This window comes from Hoeflea ulvae, assembly GCF_026619435.1.
GTDB classification, from domain to species: Bacteria; Pseudomonadota; Alphaproteobacteria; order Rhizobiales; family Rhizobiaceae; genus Hoeflea; species Hoeflea ulvae.
The window spans coordinates 52127-78005 of the sequence record NZ_JAOVZQ010000001.1; the positions used below are offsets into that span (position 1 = coordinate 52127).

The 25879-nt window shown below is 63.5% G+C and carries 30 protein-coding genes; 13 read left to right on the top strand and 17 right to left on the bottom strand.

All coding sequences use genetic code 11. From position 1 onward, the window contains the following. Positions 1-88: 88 nt before the first annotated feature. Both hpt and OEG82_RS00260 read right to left on the bottom strand, forming a co-directional pair. Entirely contained in the window at positions 89-631 is a 543-nt protein-coding gene (gene hpt, locus OEG82_RS00255; RefSeq protein ID WP_267610471.1) for a hypoxanthine phosphoribosyltransferase, read from the bottom strand. Positions 632-732: 101 nt separating this feature from the next. Further along, the gene (locus tag OEG82_RS00260) at positions 733-1353 is read right to left on the bottom strand and encodes a hypothetical protein (protein WP_267610472.1); all 621 of its coding nucleotides are present in this window, start codon (positions 1351-1353) and stop codon (positions 733-735) included. A gap of 202 nt (positions 1354-1555) precedes the next feature. Here OEG82_RS00260 and ftsE point away from each other — a divergent pair, with 202 nt between their 5' ends. The 4 genes from ftsE to OEG82_RS00280 all read left to right on the top strand — a co-directional run bounded on the left by ftsE (position 1556) and on the right by OEG82_RS00280 (position 4934). Next, positions 1556-2215, top strand: coding sequence for a cell division ATP-binding protein FtsE (gene ftsE, locus OEG82_RS00265; protein WP_267610473.1), 660 nt, complete (start codon positions 1556-1558; stop codon positions 2213-2215). Further along, a complete protein-coding gene (locus tag OEG82_RS00270) occupies positions 2208-3200 on the top strand; it encodes a cell division protein FtsX (RefSeq protein ID WP_267610474.1) in 993 nt (330 codons plus the stop codon). Before ftsE ends, OEG82_RS00270 begins: the two co-directional genes overlap by 8 nt. A gap of 60 nt (positions 3201-3260) precedes the next feature. After that, positions 3261-4001, top strand: a complete 741-nt coding sequence (locus tag OEG82_RS00275; RefSeq protein ID WP_267610475.1) for a YdcF family protein — start codon at positions 3261-3263, stop codon at positions 3999-4001. A 129-nt stretch (positions 4002-4130) separates the two neighbouring features. Further along, positions 4131-4934 carry a lysophospholipid acyltransferase family protein gene (locus tag OEG82_RS00280; protein WP_267610476.1) on the top strand — a complete coding sequence of 268 codons (804 nt, stop codon included), beginning with the start codon at positions 4131-4133 and terminating at the stop codon, positions 4932-4934. Here the strand turns inward: OEG82_RS00280 and OEG82_RS00285 are convergent, their stop codons facing one another. Next, on the bottom strand, positions 4935-5468 hold the full coding sequence (locus OEG82_RS00285) for a gamma-glutamylcyclotransferase (protein WP_267610477.1): 534 nt from the start codon (positions 5466-5468) through the stop codon (positions 4935-4937). Positions 5469-5603: 135 nt separating this feature from the next. On the opposite strand from OEG82_RS00285, the gene OEG82_RS00290 reads away from it, so the two are divergent. Continuing rightward, complete coding sequence (locus OEG82_RS00290) at positions 5604-6596, top strand: DUF2125 domain-containing protein (protein WP_267610478.1); 993 nt, start codon at positions 5604-5606, stop codon at positions 6594-6596. 3 nt (positions 6597-6599) lie between these two features. Here OEG82_RS00290 and OEG82_RS00295 read toward each other — a convergent pair whose 3' ends face one another. The 4 genes from OEG82_RS00295 to OEG82_RS00310 form a co-directional block, all read right to left on the bottom strand. Next, positions 6600-7544 carry a prephenate/arogenate dehydrogenase family protein gene (locus tag OEG82_RS00295; RefSeq protein ID WP_267610479.1) on the bottom strand — a complete coding sequence of 315 codons (945 nt, stop codon included), beginning with the start codon at positions 7542-7544 and terminating at the stop codon, positions 6600-6602. Between the two features lie 4 nt (positions 7545-7548). Further along, on the bottom strand, positions 7549-8646 hold the full coding sequence (hisC, locus tag OEG82_RS00300) for a histidinol-phosphate transaminase (protein WP_267610480.1): 1098 nt from the start codon (positions 8644-8646) through the stop codon (positions 7549-7551). An 81-nt stretch (positions 8647-8727) separates the two neighbouring features. Further along, a complete protein-coding gene (locus OEG82_RS00305) occupies positions 8728-9483 on the bottom strand; it encodes a class I SAM-dependent methyltransferase (RefSeq protein ID WP_267610481.1) in 756 nt (251 codons plus the stop codon). 87 nt (positions 9484-9570) lie between these two features. Beyond that, positions 9571-10209 carry a glutathione S-transferase family protein gene (locus OEG82_RS00310; RefSeq protein WP_267610482.1) on the bottom strand — a complete coding sequence of 213 codons (639 nt, stop codon included), beginning with the start codon at positions 10207-10209 and terminating at the stop codon, positions 9571-9573. Between the two features lie 180 nt (positions 10210-10389). On the opposite strand from OEG82_RS00310, the gene gloB reads away from it, so the two are divergent. Together gloB and OEG82_RS00320 are read left to right on the top strand one after the other, a co-directional pair. Next, positions 10390-11160: a hydroxyacylglutathione hydrolase gene (gene gloB / locus OEG82_RS00315; protein ID WP_267610483.1), complete on the top strand. Its 771-nt coding sequence runs from the start codon at positions 10390-10392 to the stop codon at positions 11158-11160. Next, positions 11160-11633: a cupin domain-containing protein gene (locus tag OEG82_RS00320; RefSeq protein WP_425497493.1), complete on the top strand. Its 474-nt coding sequence runs from the start codon at positions 11160-11162 to the stop codon at positions 11631-11633. Before gloB ends, OEG82_RS00320 begins: the two co-directional genes overlap by 1 nt. On the opposite strand, the gene OEG82_RS00325 is transcribed toward OEG82_RS00320, so the two are convergent. From OEG82_RS00325 to OEG82_RS00335, 3 genes are all read right to left on the bottom strand, one after another. Further along, on the bottom strand, positions 11611-12258 hold the full coding sequence (locus OEG82_RS00325) for a lysoplasmalogenase family protein (protein WP_267610484.1): 648 nt from the start codon (positions 12256-12258) through the stop codon (positions 11611-11613). The genes OEG82_RS00320 and OEG82_RS00325 overlap by 23 nt on opposite strands. Further along, positions 12255-13130, bottom strand: coding sequence for an aromatic amino acid exporter YddG (yddG, locus tag OEG82_RS00330; RefSeq protein WP_267610485.1), 876 nt, complete (start codon positions 13128-13130; stop codon positions 12255-12257). The genes OEG82_RS00325 and yddG overlap by 4 nt, the downstream gene beginning before the upstream one ends. Positions 13131-13197: 67 nt before the next feature. After that, positions 13198-13986, bottom strand: a complete 789-nt coding sequence (locus tag OEG82_RS00335) for a DUF3108 domain-containing protein (protein WP_267610486.1) — start codon at positions 13984-13986, stop codon at positions 13198-13200. 331 nt (positions 13987-14317) lie between these two features. Between OEG82_RS00335 and rpmB the strand changes: the two genes are divergently transcribed. Both rpmB and OEG82_RS00345 read left to right on the top strand, forming a co-directional pair. Further along, positions 14318-14614 (top strand): 50S ribosomal protein L28, encoded by a 297-nt coding sequence (rpmB, locus tag OEG82_RS00340; protein ID WP_267614799.1) that lies wholly within the window; start codon positions 14318-14320, stop codon positions 14612-14614. 88 nt (positions 14615-14702) lie between these two features. Beyond that, on the top strand, positions 14703-15329 hold the full coding sequence (locus tag OEG82_RS00345) for a queuosine precursor transporter (protein WP_267610487.1): 627 nt from the start codon (positions 14703-14705) through the stop codon (positions 15327-15329). 15 nt (positions 15330-15344) lie between these two features. On the opposite strand, the gene OEG82_RS00350 is transcribed toward OEG82_RS00345, so the two are convergent. The 4 genes from OEG82_RS00350 to OEG82_RS00365 all read right to left on the bottom strand — a co-directional run bounded on the left by OEG82_RS00350 (position 15345) and on the right by OEG82_RS00365 (position 19972). Further along, the gene (locus OEG82_RS00350; protein ID WP_267614800.1) at positions 15345-16352 is read right to left on the bottom strand and encodes an esterase-like activity of phytase family protein; all 1008 of its coding nucleotides are present in this window, start codon (positions 16350-16352) and stop codon (positions 15345-15347) included. A 14-nt stretch (positions 16353-16366) separates the two neighbouring features. Next, positions 16367-18268, bottom strand: a complete 1902-nt coding sequence (gene cobT, locus OEG82_RS00355; protein ID WP_267610488.1) for a cobaltochelatase subunit CobT — start codon at positions 18266-18268, stop codon at positions 16367-16369. Between the two features lie 11 nt (positions 18269-18279). Continuing rightward, positions 18280-19275 carry a cobaltochelatase subunit CobS gene (gene cobS / locus OEG82_RS00360; protein ID WP_267610489.1) on the bottom strand — a complete coding sequence of 332 codons (996 nt, stop codon included), beginning with the start codon at positions 19273-19275 and terminating at the stop codon, positions 18280-18282. Between the two features lie 70 nt (positions 19276-19345). Then, positions 19346-19972: a J domain-containing protein gene (locus OEG82_RS00365; RefSeq protein WP_156174703.1), complete on the bottom strand. Its 627-nt coding sequence runs from the start codon at positions 19970-19972 to the stop codon at positions 19346-19348. A gap of 179 nt (positions 19973-20151) precedes the next feature. On the opposite strand from OEG82_RS00365, the gene OEG82_RS00370 reads away from it, so the two are divergent. Next, complete coding sequence (locus tag OEG82_RS00370; protein ID WP_047032054.1) at positions 20152-20454, top strand: BolA family protein; 303 nt, start codon at positions 20152-20154, stop codon at positions 20452-20454. A gap of 28 nt (positions 20455-20482) precedes the next feature. Here the strand turns inward: OEG82_RS00370 and OEG82_RS00375 are convergent, their stop codons facing one another. From OEG82_RS00375 to OEG82_RS00385, 3 genes are read right to left on the bottom strand one after another with little or no spacing between them, the layout of a single operon-like run. Next, complete coding sequence (locus OEG82_RS00375) at positions 20483-21775, bottom strand: HlyC/CorC family transporter (RefSeq protein WP_267614801.1); 1293 nt, start codon at positions 21773-21775, stop codon at positions 20483-20485. Continuing rightward, entirely contained in the window at positions 21775-22899 is a 1125-nt protein-coding gene (aroB, locus tag OEG82_RS00380) for a 3-dehydroquinate synthase (protein WP_267610490.1), read from the bottom strand. Before aroB ends, OEG82_RS00375 begins: the two co-directional genes overlap by 1 nt. Beyond that, positions 22896-23495: a shikimate kinase gene (locus OEG82_RS00385; RefSeq protein WP_267610491.1), complete on the bottom strand. Its 600-nt coding sequence runs from the start codon at positions 23493-23495 to the stop codon at positions 22896-22898. Before OEG82_RS00385 ends, aroB begins: the two co-directional genes overlap by 4 nt. A 148-nt stretch (positions 23496-23643) precedes the next feature. Here OEG82_RS00385 and OEG82_RS00390 point away from each other — a divergent pair, with 148 nt between their 5' ends. The 3 genes from OEG82_RS00390 (at position 23644) to OEG82_RS00400 (ending at position 25802) form a co-directional block, all read left to right on the top strand. Continuing rightward, on the top strand, positions 23644-23787 hold the full coding sequence (locus OEG82_RS00390) for a histidine kinase (RefSeq protein WP_267610492.1): 144 nt from the start codon (positions 23644-23646) through the stop codon (positions 23785-23787). A 17-nt stretch (positions 23788-23804) separates the two neighbouring features. After that, positions 23805-24746, top strand: coding sequence for a site-specific tyrosine recombinase XerD (gene xerD / locus OEG82_RS00395; protein ID WP_267610493.1), 942 nt, complete (start codon positions 23805-23807; stop codon positions 24744-24746). A gap of 99 nt (positions 24747-24845) precedes the next feature. Continuing rightward, positions 24846-25802, top strand: coding sequence for an acetyl-CoA carboxylase carboxyltransferase subunit alpha (locus OEG82_RS00400; protein WP_267610494.1), 957 nt, complete (start codon positions 24846-24848; stop codon positions 25800-25802). The last annotated feature ends 77 nt before the right edge of the window (positions 25803-25879 follow it).

The following is a 25879-nucleotide window of genomic DNA, read 5'->3' on the forward strand; positions in this document are numbered from 1 at the left end:
TTGCCGCAACCTATGATTTGAAACTTGCCGCAACATGGACTGAATGTAGCGCAAACCGGGGCAAAAAACCACGCCGGAGCCTTCGGACTCAGGCGTCGCCCTTGACCACGCCGACAAATGGCAGCTCGCGGAAGGCATAGGCTACATCCATGCCGTAGCCGACGACGAAATAGTCCGGGCATTCGAACCCGACATAATCAGCGTCCAATGTGCCCTCGCGGCGCGACCGCTTGTCCAGAAGCACGGCGATGTCGACATGATTGGCGCCGCGCTCATACATCAGGTCGCGGGCAAATCTCAGTGTCCGGCCTGATTCGAGAATGTCGTCGATGAGCAGCACGTCGCGGCCCTTCACGTCACTGTCGATGTCCTTGATGATCTTGACGCCCTGGCTGGTGGTTCCGCGGCCATAGCTCGACAGGGTGATGAACTCGACCTCGGGCTCGAGCCCGGCATCATGCAGCGCCCGGATCAGGTCGGCGGCAAAAATGAACGAGCCCTTGAGAATGGAGATGACCAGCAGGTCGTTCTTCGGATTGGCAGCGATCTCGGAAGCCATGATGCGATTGCGCTGGGCAATCACCTCGGGCGTGAACAAGGGCTCGATGATTTTTCCGCGCACAACCGGCATTCGCGCTCTCCAGATAGTTCGGTCAACATTGCCGCACTGTCCTAGAGCCGATCAGGACCAAATGGAAGCGATTTGATCCGTTCTGGCCTGCTTCGAGGCGCTCAGCCGCCGCTGGGCCGGATCATCAGGATGGAACCCGCCCGCTCGATCCGGGCCGGACGCGGGGTCGGCGCGGTGTAACCGGCTTTGGCGGGAGCAGCGTCGGTTTCGCCAATTGCGGAGGTCACCACCGGGTCCGGCAGCAATGCCGCCCGGCCGGTGATCGACGGCGCCTGCAGCGCCAATCCGGGCGCGGATGCGCTCTGCACCACGGCTGCGGGCTGCTCGACCGGTGCGGTTCCTCCCGCCATCCACACCATTGCGGCGGCAACGGCGCACAGCGTCAGGCCGGACGCCGCCATGCCAGGACTACGGCCTGATTCGGAACCGGACTGCCCGGCCCTGAACACGCCGAGCCGCTCGCCGCGGTCTGCTGCCTGTGCGTCAACCGGGTCGACCTGTGCGAAATCCCGCGGAAAGGGCCCCGGTTCCAGGGATTCAGTGACCCGGGACTTGAACACACCGCTGCGCGCGGCTGCGGCGGCAGGGCCGGCAGGCGTGCGGCCATTGTCGACGGCTTCAAAACAGGCATCCTCGACATCGCGCACCCGCGGCCTTGGCGCGCGGCGCTTCCGGTCCGGCATCAGGAAATCGCTGGCCTTCGGTTCGATCGCAGTTTTCATGCGGCCCGAAACTCCCATCAGCCACCCCTTTTCCGCCACTGTCGTGCAGTAGGCATTGAAACATCTCTTACCGATGCGTAAACGGAAATGGTTAATGCTTGCCGAACAGGCCCGATGAATCGCCGGTTCGACCGGCGTCTTAACGCGGCATTAACCACGCCCGGCGACTGTGCGCATTGGCCACCGCGACAGGAATTGACCGTTGATCCATTTTGAAAATGTCGGGTTGCGCTATGGTATGGGGCCTGAGGTCCTGCGCGATTTGACCTTCGACATTCCGAAAAAATCCTTCCAGTTCCTGACCGGCCCCTCGGGTGCAGGCAAGACCACATTGATGCGGCTGCTGTTCATGTCGCTGAAACCGACGCGCGGACTGATTCGCATGTTCGACCGGGACATCGCCGTCATCCCCGGCGAGGAGCTGCCCTTGTTGCGGCGCCGGATCGGCATCGTCTTCCAGGATTTCCGCCTGCTTGATCACATGACCACCTATGAGAACGTGGCGCTGCCGCTCAGGGTGCGCGGCAAGGACGAATCGAGCTACCGTTCCGACGTGATCGAACTGCTCAAATGGGTCGGGCTTGGGGAGCGAATCAATGTCCTGCCGCCGGTGCTCTCCGGTGGGGAGAAACAGCGCGTGGCGATTGCCCGCGCCCTGATCGACCAGCCCGAAATTCTGCTGGCGGACGAACCCACCGGCAATGTCGATCCGCCGATGGCCCAACGCCTGCTCAATCTGTTCATCGAACTCAACCGGCTCGGCACCGCCGTTGTCATCGCGACCCATGATCTGAGCCTGATGGACCGGGTCAATGCGCGCCGGATGATTCTTTCCGAAGGGCGGCTCGACATTTATGACTGAGCGGACGCCGAGAAAAAGCGATACCGGCAAGAAGGAACGCCTGGTCGCGCTGCGGCCCATGGCCCCGATCGTGCCGCCAATCAATGTCTCCGGGCGCGCCCTGATGGTGGTGATCGCCATCATGTCGTTCCTGTGCGCCATCACCCTGGGCGCCGTCACCATGGTGCAGGAAAAGGCAGAGGCCTGGCAGGGCGACATTTCCCGCGAAATCACCATCCAGATCAAGCCCGCCGATGGTCTCGACATGGAGGCCGCATTGACCCAGGTACGCAGCATCGTGCTGTCCTTTCCCGGCGCGCTGAGCGCCGATATCGTCGACCGGGCCTCGACCGCCAGGCTGCTCGAACCCTGGCTCGGCGAAGGCTTCGACATGGATGAGCTGCCGGTTCCGCGGCTGGTCATCGTCACCATCGACGAGAATGCGCCGCCGGATTTCGCCACCATCCGGCAGACCCTTGCCGATGCGGTGCCCGCGGCCACACTCGATGATCATCGCGCCTGGGCGAGCCGGCTGATCTCGATGGCGCGGATCACGGTCTTCATCGGGGTCGGCGTCCTGTCGCTGATGTTTGCCACCACCATGCTGACCGTGATCTTCGCCACCCGCGGCGCCATGGACGGCAATCGCCACATCGTCGAAGTGCTGCATTTCGTCGGCGCCGAAACGAGCTTCATCGCCTCGGAATTCCAGAAGCGCTTTCTGCTGATCGGCCTCAAGGGGGCGGCCTTCGGCGGCGGCGTTGCGGCGGCTGCCTATCTGCTTCTCGGCCTGTGGCAGAGCAACACCATGGCCACCGTGCTCAATGACCAGGTCACGGCCCTGTTCGGACGCTTTACCCTCAGCAGCGCCGGCTATGTCGGCATCATCGGCATCGTCGTGCTGATCTCGGCCATGACCGCGATCACCACCCGGCTGACCGTAACCCGCACCATCCGCGAGATCGACCGGCAGCGCGCCGATCCGGCCCTGGCCGAAATTGGTTGACGTGCCCGGTTTTTGCCGCAAATCCGACTGGTCCTCGCCGGAATCTCGGAGTATTCATGCATGATGAGCGTGGACACCGTACCGCCCGAACCGGCACCGCCGGCAACCATCAGGTCTGATTCACTCCACCGCCTCCGGCGTGTGGGGCATCACGGCCTGCGCATTGTCACCATCGCTGCCATCGTCGGCATCGCCTTGACCGCCATGGGTTTTTTCCGCTTCACTGACACCATCGCCGAACTCAAGGCCACCGGAACGCCGGGCGAGGTCGACGCGATCGTCGCCCTGACCGGCGGTTACCAGCGAATCGACCAGGCCCTGGAACTGCTTGAAAACGGCGTCGGCGAGCGGCTGCTGATATCCGGCGTCAACCCGACAACCACGGGCACGGCGCTGCGCCGCGCCACCGGAACCAAATCGGCGACCTTCGCCTGCTGCGTCGACATCGGCTATGAGGCGCTCGACACCATCGGCAATGCCAATGAAACCGCCGGATGGATCCGCCAGCGCGGCTACGACCGGATCCTCGTGGTGACCAACAATTACCACATGCCGCGAAGCCTGCTGGAACTCTCCCAGGCCAGCCCCGACGTGACCTTCATTGCCTACCCGGTAACCCATGCCGATCTCAAGACCGAGACCTGGCTCACTGACCCGGTGGCGCTGCGCACCCTCATGGTGGAATATGCCAAATATTCCCTGGCCCGGCTGCGCAACTGGAGCGGCGCCAAGACCGCCAGTGGCCTGCGCGCCGATGCCGGCGTCAAGCCGCCCGTGGCGGCGGGAATATCCTACGACTGACACCACCTGGCTCCGGCCTGTCCCGATTTTCCGGACCGGCAGGTTTTCGGCGGCCCGTCAATGGTGTAACCGGGGTCCAGGGCTCCGGCGCAAGTGCGGACGGAGCCGACCATGAATCCGGATGCCGCCATGATTGTTCTCAGGTCCATACTCTTCAACATCGCCTTCTACATCAATCTGATCGTGCGCATGATCGTGTTCTCGCCCTATTATTTCCTGGCCGAGCGCAAGGCAGCATGGAGCGTGCCGAAAAACTGGGCACTGGCCAATCACTGGCTGCAGGAGAAGATCGTCGGCACCACGTTTGAAATTGAAGGCCTCGAGAACATCCCCGAGGGCGGCTATATCTTCGCCCCCAAGCACCAGTCTTTCTGGGATGCCTATGCGCTGCTGCCCTGGCTTAATGACCCGGTCTACATTCTCAAGCGTGAACTGCAGTGGATTCCGCTTTTTGGCCAGTACATCTTCAAGATGAGGATGGTCCCGGTCAATCGCGGCGCCAAGGGCAAGGTCATGGCCGAAGTGCTCAAACGCACCAAGCGCGAGATCGAAAGCGGCCGCCAGCTGATCATCTACCCGGAAGGCACCCGCCGGCCCGCCGGTGCGCCGCCGAACTACAAATACGGTATTGCCCGGCTCTACCGTGATCTCAAGGTGCCGGTGGTGCCGGTGGTTATGCATCCAGGCCTGTTCTGGCCGCGCCGCAAGTTCCTGCGCTATCCGGGACATTTCAAGGTGCAGATCCTGACGCCGATCGAAGCCGGAATGGACCCTGACGCCTTCATGAAGAAACTGGTCGACGTGATGGAAACCGCCAGCGACAAGCTGCTGGTCGAAACCATCAAGGCCAATCCGCAGGTCCCCCTGCGGGAAGACGCCCGTCGCCGCTTCGCCGAACTCGAGGCACTGGCCTCCAACAAGGTTTCGGGCTGATCAGAGCGGGTGCCCCATACGCCTGATCTGGTCGGCAATCCCTTCCAGGTGGGCGTCGTGAATGCCGAGGGTCCTGAGATGGTCGACGGTGTTGACCACGTAATCCTCGTTCGGCCCGGATTGCCCCACGGCGCCCGAAACACCGAGCAGGGCGTCATCGATCGAAAGGGCGCCGGCATATTGGGTGTGGGACCGGTCGACCACATAGGTCACGGCGCGAACATCCTGGCCGGTCTTGAGCCGCACCCTGCGGGACGTCTCGACATAGACCCGGGTCACCAGCTCGCGCTCGCGCAGATAGGCCATCACCGCGTTGCGGTTTTCCGGCCGGATCCGGAAGGCGACCCCATGGCAGGATCCGCCGCGATCAAGCCCGAGCACCAGTCCCGGCCGCTCCGGCGTGCCACGGTGAAAGAACGAGCGGACGCACAATGCACGGTGAAACCCGAACAATCGCGCCTGCCTTGTTTCCTCATGCTCGAAACCTGGACGCCACATCAGCGATCCGTAGCCAAACACCCAAAAATCGTCCATATCCGAGCCCATATGTACAGCGCGGCAACCACGACGCAGCAAAGCAAATTCCGGTTTCAAGCCAGGCGTCCGATCGGCGGGCCCGGCCCGGCTTTCGCCGTCATGCCTTAATGCAGGGCGCACAAGGAGAACGCAATGCCATCCACCTCATCTGCCTCGTCATCGCGAAAATTCGGCTGGCTGGTTGCGGCAATTGTCGGCGCAATCCTGCTTTGGACGGTCGCATGGTTTCTTTTCGCAGCCCGGATCGAGAGCCACCTGCCCGAAGCCTTGGCTGAAATGACTGGTGACGAGGCCAGCGCCGACTGCGTCAATTCCGATATCCGCGGCTACCCCTTCCGCTTCGGCGTGTTCTGCGACACGCTTTCCTATGCCCACCCCGGCGATGGCGTGGCCGCCACCACCGGCGCGTTTCGCTCGGCGGCACAATTCTACAAGCCCGGCCATGTCGTCGCCGAAGTCGACGGCCCGCTGGCGCTCTCGGCGCCGGGAGTGGAAGTCCGCATCGACTGGCAGGTGCTGCAGGCAAGCGGCGTTGCCGCCATGCACGGCATCGACCGCGGCTCGCTGGATGGCCGCAACATCAGCTTCGACATTGACGGAATCGTGCTGGCGCAGAAACTGTCCTTGCAGGCCGGGCGGATCACCGCCCATGCCCGCCGCAACGGCCCTGACCTCGACATCGCCTCCTATGGCGGGGAACTTCAGACCAGTCTGATCACCGGGCTGAGCGCGAAGGCCGTCAGCCTCGAGGCGACACTGACCGGACAGGCCGGTCTGCTCGACAGGCCCTATGTCGCGCCCGAAGGGATTGTCGAGACCCTGATCCATCGCCTGGCGATCGAGCTTGACGACGCATCCTCGCTCGAAATCTCCGGGCCGATCCAGGTCGGCACTGATGGAAGATTGTCCGGCGCGCTGCAACTGACCGTGCGTGGTCAGCAGCGCTTCACCGAGCTGGCGGCAAGTTTCGATCCGCAGATCGGCGGATTGATCGGCCGGTTCGCCCCCCTGCTCTCGGCGCTGGACACGGTGCCCGGCGATGATGCCATCACCCTGCCGCTGACGCTCGACCAGAGCCGGGTCTCGCTGGGCATGTTTCCGCTGGGCGAATTGCCGGGCTTCTGAACGCTATTCGGGAGCGCCCGGAACGTCCGTCTTGGGCGCGTTGCGGCCGAAGTTCGGTGCTTCGGTGTCCTGGCCGGCCTCGACGATGGACCGGCGGATGCCGCGGGTGCGGGTAAACAGGTCCAGCAATTGCTCGCCATCGCCCCAGCGAACCGCGCGCTGCAGCGAGGAGAGATCCTCGGAGAACCGCGCCAGCATTTCCAGAATGGCATCCTTGTTGTGCAGGCAGACATCGCGCCACATCACCGGATCGGATGCCGCAAGCCGGGTGAAATCGCGAAAACCCGAGGCGGAATATTTGATCACTTCGGATTCGGTCACGGTCTCCAGATCATCGGCCGTGCCGACGATGTTGTAGGCGATAATGTGCGGCAGATGCGACACGATCGCCAGCACTAGGTCATGGTGTTCGGGGTCCATCTGGTCGACCTTGGACCCGCAGGCTTCCCAGAAACCGGTGAGCCGGGCAATCGCCTGCTGGTCCGTGCCCGGCGACGGGGTCAGGATGCACCAGCGGCCGTCAAACAGTTCGGCAAATCCGGCCGCCGGGCCGCTCTGCTCGGTACCGGCAATCGGGTGACCGGCGATAAAGTGGACATGATCCGGCATATGCGGCTGCATCTGCTTGACCACCGAGGCCTTGGTCGATCCGACATCGGTGACGATGGCCCCGGGCTTGAGATGCGGGCCGATTTCGCGCGCCACGGCCTCCGATGCCCCCACCGGCACCGACACGATCACGAGATCAGCATTGGCGACCGCTTCGGCGCTGGAGAGAAAATAGGCATCCCCCAGCCCCAGCGTCCGCGCCTGCTCCAGCGTCTCCGCACTGCGGGTGGCGATCGTCACATGATCGGCCAGCCCCTTGGCGCGCACCACGCGCGCTATGGACGAACCGATGAGGCCGATGCCGATCAGGGTGATGTTTTCAAACAATGCTTTACTCATGATGTCAGGCCATGAACTCCTTCAGCGCGTCAAGCACGCCGAGATTGGCTTCTTCACTGCCGATGGTCATCCGCAAGGCGTCCGGCAGGCCATATCCCGACACCCGCCGCAAAATGTAACCCCGTGAGCAGAGAAACTCGTCGGCTTCCGCAGCCGTCTTGCCCGCTGTTGCGGGAAAATGCATCAGCACGAAATTGCCGACCGACGGCGTCACCGTCAGGCCCAAGGCTTCAAGCACTTCGCTGACGCGGCCCAGCCAGGCCTCATTGTGCTCGACCGCACGCTCGACATGGGCCCGGTCGCCGATCGCTGCCGCACCTGCAATGATCGCAAGCGCGTTGACGTTGAACGGACCGCGCACCCGGTTGCAGGCATCGACGATCGCCTCATGCGCATACATCCAGCCGATCCGCAGCCCGGCAAGCCCATGGATCTTCGAGAATGTCCGGGTCATCACCACATTGGTGTTGGCCGAGACCAGCTCGATGCCGGCTTCGTAGTCATTGCGGCGGACATATTCGGCATAGGCCGCGTCGAGAACCAGAATGACATGGCCCGGCAGTCCCGCATGCAGGCGCCGCACCTCATTGACCGGGATATAGGTTCCGGTCGGATTGTTCGGATTGGCCAGGAAGACGATCTTGGTCTTCTCGGTCACCGCGCCGAGAATCGCATCGACATCGGCGGTCAGGTCTGTGTCGGGCACGGTCACGGGCGTCGCGCCCTGCGCCATGATCTGGATCTTGTAGACCAAGAAGCCATGCTCGGTGAACACGCCCTCGTCGCCGGGCGCGAGATAGGTCTGGCACAGCAGTCCGAGCAGTTCGTCCGAGCCGTTGCCGCACAGGATATTGCCGGGGTTGAGGCCATAGGCGCGGGCAATGGCCTCCCGCAGCACATGCGCCGAGCCATCCGGATAGGTCGCCAGATCGACATTGCGCGCCGCAAAGGCTTCCGTGACCATCGGGCTTGGACCCAGCGGCGATTCGTTCGATGACAGCTTGTAGACCTTGGCCACGCCATGCGCGGTTTCACGCCCCGGCACATAGGCCGCGATATCCATGACACCCGGCTTGGGGGCGGGACGTTCTGAGCTGCTCATGATGAAGGTTCCTTGCAAACGAAAAACCAGGCGTGGTCAGGCGGAAATAACCGCTCCCAGCGGTCTTGTCGAGAGTGGCGATCAGTTGGGCGTCTTGGCCCGGCGATGCACGGCGCGGGAGGTCTGCGGTGACAGCACCGGCACGAACACTCGGCGCGACGCCCGCGCCGCCACAGGCAGCCCCTGGTAAAGCCGTTTTTGCGCCTCGACGATGATGACGCCTGCAAACACCGGCCACATCCGCCGGCCAAGCCGCTCCAGAATGCCATGCAGCCGCAGCACCACCGAACGCTCGGAGGGCGGAAACAGCAGTGCCTCGGCAAAGGCGCCGGGGGTGAAATTGCTCTCGCGCAGGATGCTGACCAATTGTCCGCGCGAATAGGGTCTGCCGGCGCCAAAGGGTGTGTGCTCGAACCGTGCCCAGACGCCGCGGCGGTTGGGCGTGACAATCACCAGCCGGCCGCCCGGCGCCAGCACCCGCCAGAGCTCCTTCAGCGTCTCGCGCGGGTTTTCGGCAAATTCCAGCGAATGCACCATCAGGATGCGATCGAGCGAGGCATCGGGCAGCGGCAGTTCCTCGTCAAACACCAGAGCCGTGGCCGATGGCCCGCCGACCGGCCAGTTCACGGCCCCCTGCCCGGCAGGCATGAAGGCGAATGCCCGCTCGGCATCGGGACCGAACCGGTCGAGATAGGGCACCGCATAGCCAAGCCCCATCAATCTCTCGCCGGGCAGATTGGCCCAGATCGAGGACAGCGCCATGGCCACGGACTGTTCGGCAAGCAGGCCGAGCCGCGAATGATAGAACTGTCTGAGATCAACGATATCGGCATGCATGACGGATTGCCCGCGCGTTTCCTATGAACAAGCCGGCAGAGTAACACCCGCGGCAAGGGCCGAACACCGGCAAAATCGAGGTTTCGGTCAGCCCGGAACTGGCGGCAGGTCCGGCGCGTCCAGCCCGTCGAAGGGCCGGCTCCAGGCGGGAAGATCCTGAAGGCGGGCATGCCAGCGGTTCACCGCATCCAGCCCGTCGAGCGGCAATCGGGCGATGTCATTGAAGGGCAGGAAGGTCGCCATGCGAAAATCCGCATAGGATGGCGACGTCCCGCTCAACCAGTCCCGCCCGGTCAGCTGCGCTTCCAGAATCTCGGTGGCGCCTCGGAACTGGCGCAGCCCCTCTTCGACCTTCGCCGGATCGATCGGCCCAAGTCCGTAGCGCTGCTTTGTGCCGCGTTCGAAATGCACCATGTCGCAGGCATGGACAAAATGAGCCTTGCCCCAGCTGATCCAGCGGATCATGTCGGGCTCGTCGTCTCCGCGCCGCCAGAAGTCCGAATCCACCGAACGGGAAAGCCGGCAGGCGATCGCATCGGCTTCCCAGAGCGTGGCGCCGTTCTCCTCGAGGATCGGAATGCTCAGATTTGGATTGAGCTTCGAGAACCGCTCGGCCTGTCCGGGGGCAAAGGGCGCCGCAAACTCGAACTCGACCGGCGCCTTGAGGTATCGCGCAACCGCGACGGCCAGCCGCGGATTGGGATTTCTGCTGAAATAGAGCTTCATGGGAGCCATACCTCTTCAATGGGCGTTTCGACCCGAAAACGATCAACGGCCGGCGCAAGCAGGCAGCGCGCAAAATCCCGAAAAGCCCTTTGCTCGACGGGAGCAATGGCAGGCAAGGTGACGGATCGGGCGCCAGTCGCTATGGTCATGCAACTGATTCAATGCCCCGGAGAGAACCTGATGACAAGCCTCATGATCGACCAGTTTTCCTGCCGGCAGGACAATTTTGGCGTCCTTCTGCACGATCCGCTGACCGGAGAAACCGCCAGCATCGACGCGCCGGACGGAACCGTCATCGCCGATGAGCTCAGGCAGCGCAACTGGCGACTCACCCATCTGCTGGTCACGCACCACCATCCGGATCATGTCGAAGGCATTGCCGCCCTGGCGGAGGCCTACTCGCCGAAAGTCATTGGACCGTCCGCCGAGGCCGGCAAGATCGCCGGTCTGACCCAGACGGTCAGTGACGGCGACACATTCGAATTTGCCGGCAGAACAGTGAAGGTCATCACAACGCCAGGCCATACGGCGGGGCATATCTGTTTCTACATTGCGGACGAGGATTTGCTGTTTGCAGGCGACACGCTGTTTGCGCTTGGCTGCGGCCGGCTGTTTGAAGGCTCGCCCGAGGACATGTTCGGCTCGCTTGCCCGTCTCGGCGACCTTCCCGACCAGACCCGGGTCTATTGCGGGCATGAATACACCCAGTCCAATGGCCGTTTCGCCGTCACCGTCGACCCCGACAATGACGAACTCGCCAAACGCATGGAAGACATCACAGACATGCGCGCCAAGGGGCTCGCGACCCTTCCGACCACCATCGGCTTTGAAAAGCGCACCAACCCCTTCATGCGCTGCGGCGATCCGTCCATCCGCCGGCATCTCGGCATGGAGGCCGCCAGCGACGTCGAGGTCTTTGCCGATCTGCGCCGGCGCAAGGATCATTTCTGATGATGGATCCGGTCCTCACCGCACGCGAGATCATCGCCACGCTCGACATGCGCGCGCATCCCGAGGGCGGCTGGTACCAGGAAACCTTCCGCGACACCGAAGGCGGCGAGCGCGGCCATTCGACGGCGATCTACTATCTGCTGGAAGGCGGCGACTGCTCGCACTGGCACCGCGTCACCGATGCCGCCGAAATCTGGCACTGGTACGGTGGCGGACCGCTGGCGTTGACATTATCCGCCGACGGCTGCAACGCCCAGTCCCACCGGCTCGGCATGAACCTCGTCGCGGGCGAACGGCCGCAGCTTGTCGTGCCGGCCAATTGCTGGCAGACCGCCGCCTCGCTCGGGGCGTGGACGCTGGTCGGCTGCACGGTGGCGCCGGGATTTGAATTTTCCAAATTTGAAATGGCGCCGCCCGATTGGCGCCCGTCACCTTTTGAAGGCGCGCCGGTCAGGCCAGAAGGCCAAGGGTGATCAAGGCCTGGCCCGCATAATACAGGATCCACACCGCCGGGCTGCTCAGCCGCCGCAACCGGCTTGCCTCGGCCATGAGGAATTTCTCCGACCCCACAATGGCGTCAGACGCCATGAACAGCCCCACGCCGAGCAGCACCAGTCCGCCAAGCGTGACGCCGCCCAGCCCCATCACCGCGATCGCCAGCACATAGGCCGCCACCGGCAGCGCCAGCGGTCCGGCCTTGCGCACCATCACGAACCCCATCACCAGCGCGAAGCCCGCCACCGCCAGCAGGCCGGGCAGCGGTGCCGTGGCAAGCCCGGGACCTGACGACAAAAACAGCACCGCATAGGCCACATGCGCGGCGAGGAAACTGCCGAGCCCGCCCAGAAACGCCACATCGCCCTCATGCGCCAGGAACGCGTCGCCAAGCGCCGACAAGATCAGTGCCAGCGCCAGCAGCTTCGGCCCGCCCGCAACCAGCGTCAGCCCCGCCAGCGCGGCCACAGCCAGCGTCTTGGCCACGGTCCGCACAAGCGAGGTCGGCCGGTCGAGCATGGCCAGATACAGGATGAAGCCAAGGCCCGAGACCGCCAAAAGGAGAATTTCCCGAAGCGCAAGGGTTTGCAGAAATCCGGTCAAGGCTTCGCCTTCCCCCGCAGAAAGTCCTTGGCCGCCAGAAAGGCACCGCCGGTGATCAGCAGACAGGCAAGCAGAATGCCGAAGGTCGCCTGGCCATGGCCGAACAGGATCAGGATCAGTGTCGACAGCAGCGGTGCCGCGTAACTTGCCACGCCCAGAACCTGGATATCGCCCTTCTTGACCCCGTAATCCCAGGCATAAAACGCCAGCCCGACCGGACCGAGGCCAAGACCGAGCACCGCCAGCCACTGACCGGTGGTGTCAGGCCATATGGTGGTTTCCAGCAGCAGGTGGCACAGCGCCGAGAACACCGCCGAGATCATGCAGAAGCCGACAATGACATCGGTCGAGATTGCCCCGAAGCGCCGTGAAATCAGCGAATAGGCCGACCAGGTCAGCGCGCACAGCACTGCTGCCCCGTAACCGAGCAGGCTGCCGCCGCCAAATTCCCCTTCCGCCCCGCCGGTCAGGATCAGCGCGGTTCCCGCGAGCCCCATCAGCGCACCGACCACATGGTGCCAGCCTAGCCGTTCGCCCGGTAGCAGGGCCGAGCCGACCACGATCAGCAGCGGCCACATATAGGCGATCAACCCGGCCTCCACGGCGGGCGCGTTTCTCAGGGCGGTGAAATAGAGAAAGTGATAGCCGAACAGGCCGAACAGGCCGAGCGCCCACACCTTGGCCGGCTGCCGGAACGCCTTGAACCGGGCCGGTTCGCGGATCATCGCTGCCAGCCCGATCAGCGAGCCGATCAGAAAGCAGATCGCGGAGAGCTGAAATGGCGGCATTGTGCCCGAAGCCGCGGTCAGGACCGCCAGCGCCGACCACATCATTACGGCTGAAAAGCCGATCAATGTCGGAATGTTCGTCAAACGTCGTCCCCCGCGCCTGCCGCGATGCGGTTGCGCCCCTGCCTGGTCAGATTGTCAATTGCAGGGCTTAGCCGCCAAATCGGGTGGCCGCAACGATGACCTGTCCGATTTTTGTCGGCACCTTGGCATAGACCGGTGCGTAAAACCCGCCCGGCTCGTGCTTGGCGTACCAGACCTCCATTGTCTTGAGCTCGCGCAGATATCGGATTCCGGAAGATCCCGTCCGGTACCCGGATTTGGGATCGAAGCGGATGGCGCAGACGATGGCATCACCGGCAAAGCCCTTGGTCCGGAAGGGGCGCACGCCCTTGGGGGTCAGATGCAGCGTCACCCGCGACTGGCCGTCAAAGATCGGCAGGCTGCGCGGACAGACCTTCGAGCCGGCCGGAAACACCATGCCCGAGAGCGGATCGAGCACCGCGCGCAGATCCGCGGCCGATACCGGCACCCAGTCCGCCGATGCCTTTTTCGGCTTCGGAAAATTGGTCGCCGATGTCACGTTGCCGCCGCCATCGAACTTGATGCCGATCCGGTGCGCCCGCTTGTCGGTGGAATAGGCAACCCGGAAGTTCGACGCCAGCAACCTGTCCTTGGTCAGCTTACCCGTCACGCTGGCCTCGCCGCGCGCCTTTGATATGATGTCGGACAGCGCCGAGGTGCGCATTTCTCCGGTGATCTCATAGGACCTGCCGTCGATCACCGTGACAAAGCTGGCATAGGCCACCGGAAAACCGATCAGCGTCACTGAATATTCGGACCGGATCGTGACCGGCTCCGCCACGGCATGTCCCTGCCAGGCTGGCACCAGCAGCATCGCCCCGGTCAGGGCTGCAAAGACGGTTCCGGCGCGACCCATGCATGTTCTCCATTCTCAACCAGGTGACACCCTCCCCCGGTCAGCCTTGCCGGGAGATCGAAGCGGGCACATCCATCGCGCCCCGGCTGGTTCACCGGCATGCGGACGCGATCAGGCTTGTCGCAGATTGCGTCATTTCCATGCCTGCGGCGACAAAAATCAGCTATGATGGCTCCCGGACCACACATTAGCCGGTTTCGCCGCCTTCCCGGCTTGACGCGGCCCGCTGGTCTGACTATAGACACGCGACTTCCGATAAAGGCCTGCGGTCCTTTGGGTGAGCCTCAAGTTTGGCTCGGCCCGTCCGCCGGCAAGAGATAATAGGTGCAATATGTCCCGCAGCTGTGAATTGACCGGCAAGGCTGTTCAGTCTGGAAACAATGTCAGCCACGCCAACAACCGGACACGTCGCCGGTTCTTGCCGAACCTGTGCAACGTGACGCTGATCTCCGACGCACTTGGCCAGCGTTACCGTCTTCGTATTTCTGCCTACGCCCTGCGTACGGTTGAACATCGTGGCGGCCTCGACGCATTCCTGACCAAGGCCAAGGATGCTGAGCTTTCGATGCGCGCCCGCTTGCTCAAGCGGCAGATCGCCAAGAAGCTTGTCGAAAACGTTGCCGCCTGAGCAGGGCTGACGTTTTATCGTTTATGATGGCGGGCCTCTGGCCCGCCTTCATGTTTTTCCGCTGGTGGCATCAACCCAGGATAAAAAAATGCGAATGATCACTTCCATACTCCCGTTCATGGCGGTCATGGCCGCTGTTGTCGTGGCCTCGAACTTCCTGGTCCAGTTCCCGGTTGATGTCACGCTCGGCGCGCTCAATCTCGCCGACCTGCTGACCTGGGGCGCCTTCACCTATCCGATCGCCTTCCTGGTGACAGACCTGGCAAACCGCCGGTTCGGCCCGCAGACCGCCCGCATCGTGGTGTTTTCCGGCTTTGTCATCGCCGTCGCCTTGTCGGTCTGGCTGGCCACGCCGCGCATCGCCGTGGCATCGGGCTCGGCATTCCTGGTGGCCCAGCTTCTCGACGTCTCGATCTTCGACCGGCTGCGCAACCGGGTCTGGTGGCTGCCGCCGCTGGTCTCCACGATCATCGGCTCAAGCCTCGACACGCTCATCTTTTTCAGCCTGGCCTTCTCGCAAGCCGGGGGCATCATCGGCCCCGGCGACGCATTCGCCAGCGAAGCCGCGCCATTGCTCGGCCTGTTCGCCCTGGAGGCGCCGCGCTGGCTGTCCTGGGCCCTGGGCGACCTCGGTGTCAAGATGATCGTCGGGCTCGCCATGCTGGCGCCCTATGGCATGCTGATGCCGGTTCTGGCCGCAGAGCGCCGCGCCTGATCCGGCTATCCCGGCCTACTTCGCCTCGCCCATGTAGCGGAACTCGAGAATCAGGTTCCGTTGCAGGATCGAGTGATTGTCGTCAGAGACCAGCGTGACATAGATCTGGCCTTCGGCATCGGTGCTGACATCCAGCCCTTCCATATTGTCGATCTGATCGCCGAAATCGGCTTCCAGAATGACCGGACCGTCCACCAGGTTGCCCACGCCCAAGCGGCTGCCGTCGATCCTGCGAATCCGCATACCGACGCCTTCGGCGATCGAGAAGCGGCGTTCAAGCAGCAGCAGATCGCCATTGGGCAGGAAATCGCCATCGGTGACATCAAAAGGCGGATGGCGCTTGACGAAGAACACCCCGGTGGAACGGCCACTGAGGATCGCCGCATAGATATCGCCGCTGGCGTTGAGACTTTTTTCCGATACCGCAATGACGGCGCCTGCCAGCGGAGAGGCCGGTGGCGCCACCGCAATGGCTTCGAGCCCGCGATTGTGGCGAAGTTCCTTGAGCGGGATCACCACCGGGAGCGAGCCGAGCGGTTTGGACTTGCCCGGCGCCATGGCCGGATAGATATCCACGCGGCTCACCCGTTCGAAACTGACCAGCGCCTCGTCGCCGCGCAGGGCCAGCCCCTCGGCATCGAATTTCCATTTTTCGTCCGAGCTGTCGCCATTCGCGCCGATGATCGGCGAGACCGAGAAATCCGTCACCCCGATCAGCCTGCCCTTGTCGTCACGCTCGAACCGCCCGGCATACCAGTTGCCCGTGTCCATGACGCCGAGAAACCGGCCCCTGTCCTCAGCCAGCCGGATCGCGGACATCGCTCCCAGCGACTGGTGTGAGGAGCTCAGCTCCAGACCGCCGGTAAACTCGAAAGCGCCGAAGCGGATCTCGTCCGACCCGACCCTGAAATTCGGGATCAGCCGCGAGCGGATCTGCAGTGTTTCATCATCTGCGCGAAGCGGTAGCGCCGTGGTGGCGGTCAGCAGCGCAACAACGCCGGCGATCAGCCCCAGCCGGACCATGACCCTGGCGGCGCTCACGCCCGCTTGCGCCCGCCACGGGCCTTGGGATCGCCACCTTCATCGGCAAACAGCGCCGCCAGCTGCTCGGTCATGGCGCCGGCCAGTTCCTCGGCATCGACAATTGTCACCGCGCGGCGGTAATAGCGGGTCACGTCATGACCGATCCCGATGGCGAGCAATTCGACCGAAGAGCGGGTTTCGATCTCCTCGATCACCGCCCGCAAATGCCGCTCGAGATAATTTCCCGGATTGACCGACAAGGTCGAATCATCGACCGGCGCGCCATCGGAGATCATCATCAGGATCTTGCGCTGCTCGGGCCGCTTGGTCAGCCGCGAATGCGCCCAGATCAGCGCTTCGCCGTCGATGTTTTCCTTGAGCAGGCCTTCGCGCATCATCAGACCGAGATTGCGCCGCGCCCGGCGCCAGGGTGCGTCGGCGGACTTGTAGACGATGTGACGCAAATCATTGAGCCGGCCCGGCGTTGCCGGCTTGCCGCCGGTCAGCCATTTCTCGCGGCTCTGGCCGCCCTTCCAGGCCTTGGTGGTAAAGCCCAGCAGCTCCACCTTGACGCCGCAACGTTCCAGCGTGCGCGCGAGGATGTCGGCGCAGGTGGCAGCCACGGTGATCGGCCGGCCCCGCATCGAGCCGGAATTGTCGATCAGCAGCGTCACCACGGTGTCGCGGAAATTGGTGTCGCGTTCCATCTTGAACGACAGCGGCTGCATCGGGTCGATGATCATCCGGGTCAGCCGCGCGCTGTCGAGATAGCCTTCCTCGAGATCGAAATCCCAGGCCCGGTTCTGCTGCGCCATCAGCCGGCGCTGCAGCCGGTTGGCCAGCCGTCCGACCACGCCCTGCAGATGCGCCAGTTGCTTGTCGAGAAAGGCGCGCAGCCGCTCGAGCTCGGCTTCCTCGCACAGTTCCTCGGCCGAGATTTCCTCGTCAAACTCGGTGGTGAACACCTTGTAGTCGATCTTGGTGTTGAGATCCTCGAAGGGATCGTTCGACTTGCGGGTTTCGCCCGGCGTGTCGGCATCCTCGTCGCTGTCGTCGATGGTGTCGTCGTCGCCGGCTTCGGCGCCGTCCATCTCGCCGGTGTCCATCTGCTCGTCAGAGGCTTCGTTCTCGTCGGCCGGGGCTGCGTCGGAACCTGCATCCTCCTGGGATGACTGCTCGTTCTCTTCCTGGCTGCGCGGCTGATCCTCGTCGGACACCTCGTCCTGGTCTTCCTGCTCGCTGTCGTCGTCGCCGTAATCCTCGGCCATCTCCATGGCCGACAGCATTTCCCGCACCACGCGGGCAAAGGCCTGCTGGTCCTCGACCGAACCCTCGAGCGTGTCGAGTACCGTGCCGGCCTTGCCCTCGATGAAATCGCGCCACAGCTCGACAACCTGTCCGGACGATTGCGGCGGCGCCCGGCCTGTCAGCTTTTCGCGCACCATCAGCGCCACGGCTTCTTCAAGCGGCGCATCCTCCCGACTGACGATGCCGCTGTAATTGGCCCGCTGGTACTTGTCGTCCAGCATCGAGGCGAGATTGTCGCCGACGCCGGTCATCCGCCGCGCACCGATGGCCTCGACCCGGGCCTGCTCGACGGCGTCATAGACGGCGCGGGCATCCGGGCCTTCCGGTGCCATGCGGGCATGGACTGCATCATCGTGGCAGGCCTTGCGCAATGCCATCGAATCGCCAAGACCGCGGGTGACGGCAAAGTCATTGCGGGTCGGCCGCTTGGGCAGGTCGGGAAGCCGGACCCGGTCCGCGGACATGCCCGGCTTGTCATTGCCGAAGGTGACCTCGAGCTCGTGGTCACCGGCAATCGCGCGGACACATCCCGTCAGCGCCCGGCGGAACGGCTCGGCGTCTACGGTGCCATTTGGCTTTGGTCGAGTGTTGTCGCCGCGTCCGGCCATGGCAGGATCCGTCAGGCGCTGGCGCTGAGAACGATATTGGCAGCGCTTTCCTTCAACTCGACGCCGAACGCCCGTTGATAGTGTTCAGCCACCAGCGCGCGTTCCAGCTCGTCGCACTTGTTGAGGAAGGTCAGACGGAAGGCGAAGGCCACGTCCCCGAAGATCTCGGCGTTTTCCGCCCAGGTAATCACGGTCCGCGGGCTCATCACCGTCGACAGATCGCCATTGATGAAGGAGGACCGGGTCATGTCGGCCACCCGCACCATGCGCGAGATCGTGTCGCGACCGTCGCCCTTGGCGAATTCCTTGACCTTGGAGGCGACGATGTCGACCTCCTGGTCATGCGGCAGATAGTTCAGCGTGGTCACGATCGACCAGCGGTCCATCTGCGCCTGGTTGATCTGCTGGGTGCCGTGATAGAGTCCGGTGGTGTCGCCCAGGCCAACGGTGTTGGCGGTGGCGAACAGGCGGAATGCCGGGTGTGGCCGGATGACGCGGCTCTGGTCGAGCAATGTCAGGCGGCCCGAGGATTCCAGCACCCGCTGGATCACGAACATCACGTCCGGGCGGCCGGCGTCATATTCGTCAAACACCAGCGCGACATTGTGCTGATAGGCCCAGGGCAGGATCCCGTCCTTGAATTCGGTGATCTGCAGCCCGTCGCGCACCACGATGGCGTCCTTGCCGACGAGATCGATGCGGCTGACATGGCTGTCGAGATTGACGCGCACGCAGGGCCAGTTGAGCCGGGCGGCAACCTGTTCGATATGGGTCGACTTGCCGGTGCCGTGATAGCCGGAGACCATCACCCGGCGGTTGTGGGCAAAGCCTGCGAGAATGGCGAGCGTGGTGTCGCGGTCAAACAGGTAATCCGGATCCAGGTCAGGCACATAGGAGTCGCGCTCCTTGTAGGCCGGGACAGAGATGTCCGAATCAATGCCAAACACCTCACGCACATTGACGGTGGTGTCGGGCAGGTTGGTTATGTCGAGGTCGATCTTGCTCATCATGTCTCCAAGGCCTGGCTTTCAAGCTCGCTGGCCGTCTCTCCTGTCCGATCCTGCTTAGACTGTTCGCTTAGCAGAAACCAGACTGCTTTAACAATTGGTAGGCCTGGATGACGGCCCGGAATCTGTCCTCCGAACCGCGGTCTCCGCCATTGGCATCCGGGTGGTGCTGTTTGACCAGATCCTTGTAGCGCGCCTTGATCTCCGTCGATGTCGCATTCGCGGCCAGGCTGAGCGTGTCGAACGCCTTCGCCTCCAGCGTCTTGACCTTGCGGGCGCGCACCGGCCGGTGCGGACGGGTCTCGTTGATGAAGCCGTGCGGGTCGCGCATCCGCGCCTGCGAACTGGCGGAACCCGATTTCGCGGTCGACTGTGTCGGGCCGCTTTCGGCCGACCGGTCAACCCCCATCTTCCAGGTTGGCCGGTTCCCGGTCAGGGCCTCTTTCTGGTAGCGCGCGATCTCGCCATCGGACAGGCCCGAGAAATAATTGTAGCCCTTGTTGTACTCGCGCGCGTGGTCGACGCAGAACATGAAGTACTGCCCCTCCGCGTCGCGGCCCACGGGGGCGCGATGCGCGCCGGGTTTGGCGCAGCCATCCCACTGACACTCAGGGACAGTGGGTTCAGCCTTCTTCGCGCCCTTGCGGCGGACGCGAATGCTGTCAAAATATTTGGAATCCAGTTTCATATCGACGATTATGATGCTCCGCACTTAACGAACAAGGATTGACAAGAAAGATTCAAGCTGAGTACTCCGTCTCGGCTTCGAATGCCACCACGCAAATCGTGACAGCCGGTTTTTGTGACCGGATTATGGTCTGCAGGGGCTCACCTTGTTGATTGCCTGACAGACACAGAACCCCCAGGAGCGCCTTCATGTCCCGCCAGAACCGCATTGAAACAGCCCTGACGACACGTTTCCAGCCCGAACGGCTGGTGGTGATCAACGAAAGTCACCTGCATGCGGGCCATCACAATTCCGACAGCGATGCGCACGGCTCCTTCGACGGCACCGGCGAAACCCATTTCCGGATCCGCATCGTCGCCCCCGCCTTTTCCGGCCTGTCCCGCATCCAGCGCCACCGCGCCGTCAACGAATTGCTCAAGGACGAGCTCGACAGCGGGCTTCACGCCATGGCCGTCGAAGCCTCCGCTCCGGGCGAGCCGACCCGCTGGTAAGCCCTTCGTCCGGCCTTGCGCTGACGCGTCACACCGTGTCTGCCGGCCGTATCCTCAGCCGTGTGATCCTGTTGCGCTCCCGCTTCATCACCACAAAGCGCTTGCCGTGGAAGGTGAAGGCCTGCTTTTCCTCTGGAATCGTCTGCGATTCGTGAATCACAAGCCCTGCCACGGTGGTCGCCTCGTCATCGGGCAATGACCAGTCGAGCGCCCGGTTGAGGTCGCGGATCGGCACCGACCCGTCAACGACGATCGACCCGTCGGCTTCCTGCCGGACTCCTCGGACCTCGGCATCATGCTCATCGGCGATGTCGCCGACAATCTCCTCCAGAATGTCCTCCAGCGTGACCAGCCCTTCGACTTCGCCATACTCGTCGACCACGATCGCGATATGCGCCTTGCGGCGCAAGAACGCGTTGAGCTGGTCGGGCACGCTGGTTGTGTCGGGCACGAACCAGGGTTTCTGGGCAATCTTGACGACATCCATCCGGTGCGGTTCGTTGGCGACGTCGGCAAGCACCCGCAACACGTCCTTGGCGTGAATGATGCCGATGATGTTGTCGGTCGAGCCGCGCCAGATCGGCATCCTTGTATAGGGGCTTTCCAGCACCGCCCGGACATTGACCTCCGGCGTGTCGTCGGCATTGAGCATCCGCATCGAGGTGCGGTGGATCATCACGTCGGAGACTTCCAGCTCGCCCAGGTCGAGCAAGCCGCCGAGCCGGTCGCGGTCGGCCTTGATCACCGATCCTTCACGGTGAAGCAGATCGACGGCGCCGCGGATTTCCTCATGCGCCGAGAGCATCGAGGTTTCCGACGCGAAGGTGATGCCGAACAGCGACATGATGTGACGCACGATCCAGTTGATGAAACTCGACATCGGACCGACGACGACAACGAAAGCCTTGACCACCGGCGCCACGACCATGGCGAACCTGTCCGGCGTCGAGATTGCCCAGCTCTTGGGCAGCACTTCGGCGAAGATCACCAGCAGCAGCGTCATGGTCAGGGTCGCCACCGCCACGCCCGAATCACCGAAGATCGACAACAGCACGCTGGTCGCCAGCGCCGAGGCCAGGATATTGACCAGGTTGTTGCCGATCAGCAGCGCACCGATCAGCCGGTCCTTGCGCTCGATCAGCGTGTTGACGGTGGCCGCGCGGTCATCGCCGCTGGTCTCGAGCGAATGCATGCGCGCCCGCGACGCCGCGGTCAGCGCCGTCTCGGACCCCGAGAAGAATCCCGACAAGCCGATCAGCACCAGGATCGCCAGGATGGTGAGCCCGTGTTCGGTCACGGTTGCGATGATTGTATCCAGCATCATGATGCCCGCTTGTCCTCAAGGAATCGAAAAACCTCGTCCACCGGCACATTGTCGGCAATGAAGGATTGGCCGATTCCGCGCGTCAGGATGAAGGTCAGATCACCGCGCCTGACCTTCTTGTCCTGCGCAATGGCTTTCATCAGTATATCGGTTGCCGGCAGCCCACCTTCAATATCCGACATCCGGGTCGGCAAGCCAACCTCATCGAGATGGTGCCGGACCCGTGCCGCATCATCGGGGCTGGCCAGGTTCATCCGGGCCGAGAATTCATGCGCCAGCACCATGCCGATGGCTACGCCTTCGCCATGCACCAGCCGCCGGCCATCATAGTCGGTCGCAGCCTCCAGCGCATGGCCGAATGTGTGACCTAGATTGAGCAGCGCTCGCGCGCCATGCTCGCGTTCGTCGGCGGCAACCACCTCGGCCTTGGCCTGGCAGGCCGTGGCAATCGCCTGGATGCGCGCCGGCCCGCCGGAAAACACCTCGCGCCAGTTTTTCTCCAGCCAGGAGAAAAACTCCGGCCGGTCGATCAGGCCGTATTTCGCCACCTCGGCATAGCCGGCGCGAAACTCGCGCAGCGGCAGCGTATCGAGCACATCGGTGTCGGCCAGCACCAGGTCCGGCTGGTGGAAGACGCCGATCAGGTTCTTGCCATGCGACGAATTGATCCCGGTCTTGCCGCCGACCGAGGAATCGACCTGGGCGAGCAGGCTGGTCGGAACCTGGATGAAGCCCATGCCGCGCCGCACGATGCCGGCGGCAAAGCCGGAGAGATCGCCGATCACGCCGCCGCCCAGAGCCACCACCGCATCGCCGCGCTCGAGCCGCGCGCCCAGCACATGATCGCAGACCCGGATCAGCTCGTCGAATCGCTTGGTCTTCTCCCCCGGCTCGAGAACCAGCGGCGCCGCCTCGATGCCGCCGGCGGCAAGGCTTGCCAGCAATGCGTCAAGATGGGCGGCAGCGACATTGCGATCGGTGATCACCGCACAGCGGATGCCCGGCGAGCGCGCCGCGATTTCGGCTCCGGCCTGGGCGATCAATCCAGGGCCGATGACGATATCATAGCTGCGTTCGGCAAGATCGACGCGCACGGTTTCACGAGGCTGGGTCTGGGTCATGGGTTTGGCACCGTTTCCTGGCCACCGTCCAGGCTGGCAATTGCAGCGACTGTTTCGGCGGCGATTGTTTCCTTGGCAGCGTCTCGTGACTGAACCGTCACATCCGCCTTCTCATAGACCGGGTAGCGCAGATCCAGCAGGTCGGAGAGTGTTTGCCCGGGATTGGCGGTCTTCAGCAGCGGGCGGCTGCCGCGCTTGTTGACCCGCGTCCACAGCACATCGAGATCCGCCTTGAGCCAGACCGAGAGCCCGTTGCTCAGCACAGTGGCGCGGATCGCGTCATTCATGAACGCACCGCCGCCGGTCGACAGCACCCGTGGCCCGGTCCTGAGCAGCCGCCGGATCACCCGCGCCTCCAGCGCCCTGAATTCCGGTTCGCCGTAGCTTTCGAAAAGCTCGGGAATCGTCATCCGTGACACCCGCTCGATCTCGTGATCGGAATCGACAAACGGGATTTCGAGCATCTGCGCCACCAGCCGGCCGATGGCCGACTTTCCAGCCCCCATCAGGCCGACAAACACCAGATTGCGGCGGCCGAGCACGCGCCGCGCCTTGATGATATCCGTTTCCTGCGCGCTTGCCTGCGGTCCCGTCAATTCTCTTCCCCGCCCTCGGGCCAATGGTCCGGGCCTTCTATTGGCCATGTCCGGCGGCGCGTCAAGCGTGCCGGGCCGTCGGTATCCACCTTGAAACAATGGCCGCCCTGCCGCATAACAGCAAGCTCACCTGTTTACCGGAGTGCTCATGCCATCCTTGTTTCGGTTCCTGTTCCTGTGCGCGGTGCTTGTCGGCATCGTCTACGGTGCAATGTTCGCCCTGGTGATGTATGTCGAACCGGTTGATCGCGAAGTGACCGTGCGGGTCCCCACCGACAAGCTCAATGACTGACAGGAAGCCATAAGCTCATGCGTGATCTGAGCGCCGCCAACGCAGAAGCCTTCCTTGAAATGATGAGCGCGGAGCGCGGTGCGGCCAACAACACGCTGGAGGCCTATCGCCGCGATCTCGACGACGCCTCCTCGGTGCTCAAATCCCTGGGCACATCGCTGGCGCGGGCCCAGGCCAGTGACATCCGCGAGCTTCTGGGCGACCTCAATGCCCGCGGATTTTCCCCCGCCTCCCAGGCCCGCCGGCTTTCGGCCCTGCGGCAATTCTACAAGTTCCTTCATGCCGAGGGCCTGCGCGACGACGATCCGACCGGCGTCATCGATTCTCCGCGCAAGAGCCGGTCGTTGCCCAAGGTGCTCAGCATTGACGATGTCTCGCGGCTGCTGGCCCAGGCCGAAACCGACATCGCCATGGCCCGCGACAGGACCGAGGAATTGCAGCGCATCCGCTTTCGCGCCCTGCTCGAGCTGCTTTATGCCACCGGAATGCGCGTCAGCGAACTGGTCGGCCTGCCCTACCGAGTGCTGACGGACGAGGGCCGGTTCCTGGTCGTCCGCGGCAAGGGCGCCAAGGAGCGGATGGTGCCGATGTCGCGGCCGGCCCGCGCCGCACTCGAAACCTGGCTGCAGCACATCGGCGACACCGCCGAAGAGGCGGGCTTTCTGTTTCCGGCCAATTCGGCGGAAGGACATCTGTCGCGCCAGGTCTTTGCCCGCGAGCTGAAAGAGGTCGCCGGACGCGCCGGCATTCCGGTCGCCAAGGTCTCGCCCCATGTCCTGCGCCATGCCTTCGCCAGCCATCTGCTGGCCGGTGGCGCCGACCTCCGCGCGGTCCAGGAATTGCTCGGCCATGCCGACATTTCCACCACCCAGATCTACACCCATGTGCTGGACGAACGCCTGCGACAACTTGTCAATCAGCATCACCCTCTTGCAAAAGCCACAAAAAGTCGCGATTAAGCCGGGCCGAACCGACCAAAACCTGAGCGTGGTAGACTGTTGCTGCGCACCTGGCCAAGATCGGCAACACAATGTGCGGAAGCTCGCGTGGAAAAATCAATGCACCATTACCTTGATTTCGAAAAACCGATCTCCGACCTGGAGGGCAAGATCCTTGAATTGAGGAAACTTGCCGGCGAGGACGAGAGCATCGACACCGGCGACGAGATCGCCCGGCTCGAAACCAGGGCGCGCGACGCCATGGCCGAAATCTACGGCCGTCTCAACCCGTGGCAGAAGGCCCAAGTCGCAAGACATCCCGACCGCCCGCATTTCAATGATTACGCCAGGGTCCTGTTCGACGAATTCACACCGCTGGCCGGTGACAGGAAATTCGCCGAAGATGCCGCCATCCAGGCCGGCTTCGCCCGGTTTCGCGGCCAGCCGGTTGTCGTCATCGGCCAGGAAAAGGGCCACGACACCAAAACCCGCATCAAGCACAATTTCGGCTCGGCCCGCCCCGAGGGCTACCGCAAGGCGATCCGCATCATGGAACTGGCCGACCGGTTCGAGATCCCGGTCATCACCCTGGTCGACACCGCTGGCGCCTATCCCGGCGTGGGCGCCGAGGAACGCGGTCAGGCCGAAGCCATTGCCCGGTCGACGGAAACCTGCCTCAACCTGCGCGCGCCGCTGATCTCGGTGATCATCGGCGAAGGCGGCTCCGGCGGCGCCATCGCCATTGCCACCGGCAACCGGGTCTACATGCTCGAGCACTCGATCTATTCGGTGATCTCGCCTGAAGGTGCGGCTTCCATTCTCTGGCGCGATCCGACACGGGCGCGCGATGCCGCCACCTCGATGAAGATCACCGCCGAAGACCTCAACGGGCTTGGCATCATCGACGGCATCATTCCCGAGCCAGTGGGCGGCGCCCATCGCGACCACGCCAGCGCCATTGCCCGCGCCGGCGACACCATCGCCTCCGCGCTTGAGCAGATGTCAGGCCTTTCCGGCGACGAGCTGCGCGCCGACCGGCGCAAGAAATTCCTCAAGATCGGACGGCAGATCGGTTAGCCGCCGCCGCATTCGGGCCACAATTACCCCGCCAATAGGACCAACCGGAACCGGCGCACCCGTGCTGTCATCCGAAA

Excerpts from the sequence above, each read along its gene's own strand:
- hpt (WP_267610471.1), bottom strand. The coding sequence starts at position 631 with ATGCCGGTTGTGCGCGGAAAAATCATCGAGCCCTTGTTCACGCCCGAG.
- OEG82_RS00260 (WP_267610472.1), bottom strand. The coding sequence starts at position 1,353 with ATGAAAACTGCGATCGAACCGAAGGCCAGCGATTTCCTGATGCCGGAC.
- OEG82_RS00270 (WP_267610474.1), top strand. The coding sequence starts at position 2,208 with ATGACTGAGCGGACGCCGAGAAAAAGCGATACCGGCAAGAAGGAACGC.
- OEG82_RS00275 (WP_267610475.1), top strand. The coding sequence starts at position 3,261 with ATGATGAGCGTGGACACCGTACCGCCCGAACCGGCACCGCCGGCAACC.
- OEG82_RS00280 (WP_267610476.1), top strand. The coding sequence starts at position 4,131 with ATGATTGTTCTCAGGTCCATACTCTTCAACATCGCCTTCTACATCAAT.
- OEG82_RS00285 (WP_267610477.1), bottom strand. The coding sequence starts at position 5,468 with ATGGACGATTTTTGGGTGTTTGGCTACGGATCGCTGATGTGGCGTCCA.
- OEG82_RS00290 (WP_267610478.1), top strand. The coding sequence starts at position 5,604 with ATGCCATCCACCTCATCTGCCTCGTCATCGCGAAAATTCGGCTGGCTG.
- OEG82_RS00295 (WP_267610479.1), bottom strand. The coding sequence starts at position 7,544 with ATGAGTAAAGCATTGTTTGAAAACATCACCCTGATCGGCATCGGCCTC.
- hisC (WP_267610480.1), bottom strand. The coding sequence starts at position 8,646 with ATGAGCAGCTCAGAACGTCCCGCCCCCAAGCCGGGTGTCATGGATATC.
- OEG82_RS00305 (WP_267610481.1), bottom strand. The coding sequence starts at position 9,483 with ATGCATGCCGATATCGTTGATCTCAGACAGTTCTATCATTCGCGGCTC.
- OEG82_RS00310 (WP_267610482.1), bottom strand. The coding sequence starts at position 10,209 with ATGAAGCTCTATTTCAGCAGAAATCCCAATCCGCGGCTGGCCGTCGCG.
- gloB (WP_267610483.1), top strand. The coding sequence starts at position 10,390 with ATGACAAGCCTCATGATCGACCAGTTTTCCTGCCGGCAGGACAATTTT.
- OEG82_RS00320 (WP_425497493.1), top strand. The coding sequence starts at position 11,160 with ATGATGGATCCGGTCCTCACCGCACGCGAGATCATCGCCACGCTCGAC.
- OEG82_RS00335 (WP_267610486.1), bottom strand. The coding sequence starts at position 13,986 with ATGGGTCGCGCCGGAACCGTCTTTGCAGCCCTGACCGGGGCGATGCTG.
- rpmB (WP_267614799.1), top strand. The coding sequence starts at position 14,318 with ATGTCCCGCAGCTGTGAATTGACCGGCAAGGCTGTTCAGTCTGGAAAC.
- OEG82_RS00345 (WP_267610487.1), top strand. The coding sequence starts at position 14,703 with ATGCGAATGATCACTTCCATACTCCCGTTCATGGCGGTCATGGCCGCT.
- OEG82_RS00350 (WP_267614800.1), bottom strand. The coding sequence starts at position 16,352 with ATGGTCCGGCTGGGGCTGATCGCCGGCGTTGTTGCGCTGCTGACCGCC.
- cobT (WP_267610488.1), bottom strand. The coding sequence starts at position 18,268 with ATGGCCGGACGCGGCGACAACACTCGACCAAAGCCAAATGGCACCGTA.
- cobS (WP_267610489.1), bottom strand. The coding sequence starts at position 19,275 with ATGAGCAAGATCGACCTCGACATAACCAACCTGCCCGACACCACCGTC.
- OEG82_RS00370 (WP_047032054.1), top strand. The coding sequence starts at position 20,152 with ATGTCCCGCCAGAACCGCATTGAAACAGCCCTGACGACACGTTTCCAG.
- OEG82_RS00375 (WP_267614801.1), bottom strand. The coding sequence starts at position 21,775 with ATGCTGGATACAATCATCGCAACCGTGACCGAACACGGGCTCACCATC.
- aroB (WP_267610490.1), bottom strand. The coding sequence starts at position 22,899 with ATGACCCAGACCCAGCCTCGTGAAACCGTGCGCGTCGATCTTGCCGAA.
- OEG82_RS00390 (WP_267610492.1), top strand. The coding sequence starts at position 23,644 with ATGCCATCCTTGTTTCGGTTCCTGTTCCTGTGCGCGGTGCTTGTCGGC.
- xerD (WP_267610493.1), top strand. The coding sequence starts at position 23,805 with ATGCGTGATCTGAGCGCCGCCAACGCAGAAGCCTTCCTTGAAATGATG.
- OEG82_RS00400 (WP_267610494.1), top strand. The coding sequence starts at position 24,846 with ATGCACCATTACCTTGATTTCGAAAAACCGATCTCCGACCTGGAGGGC.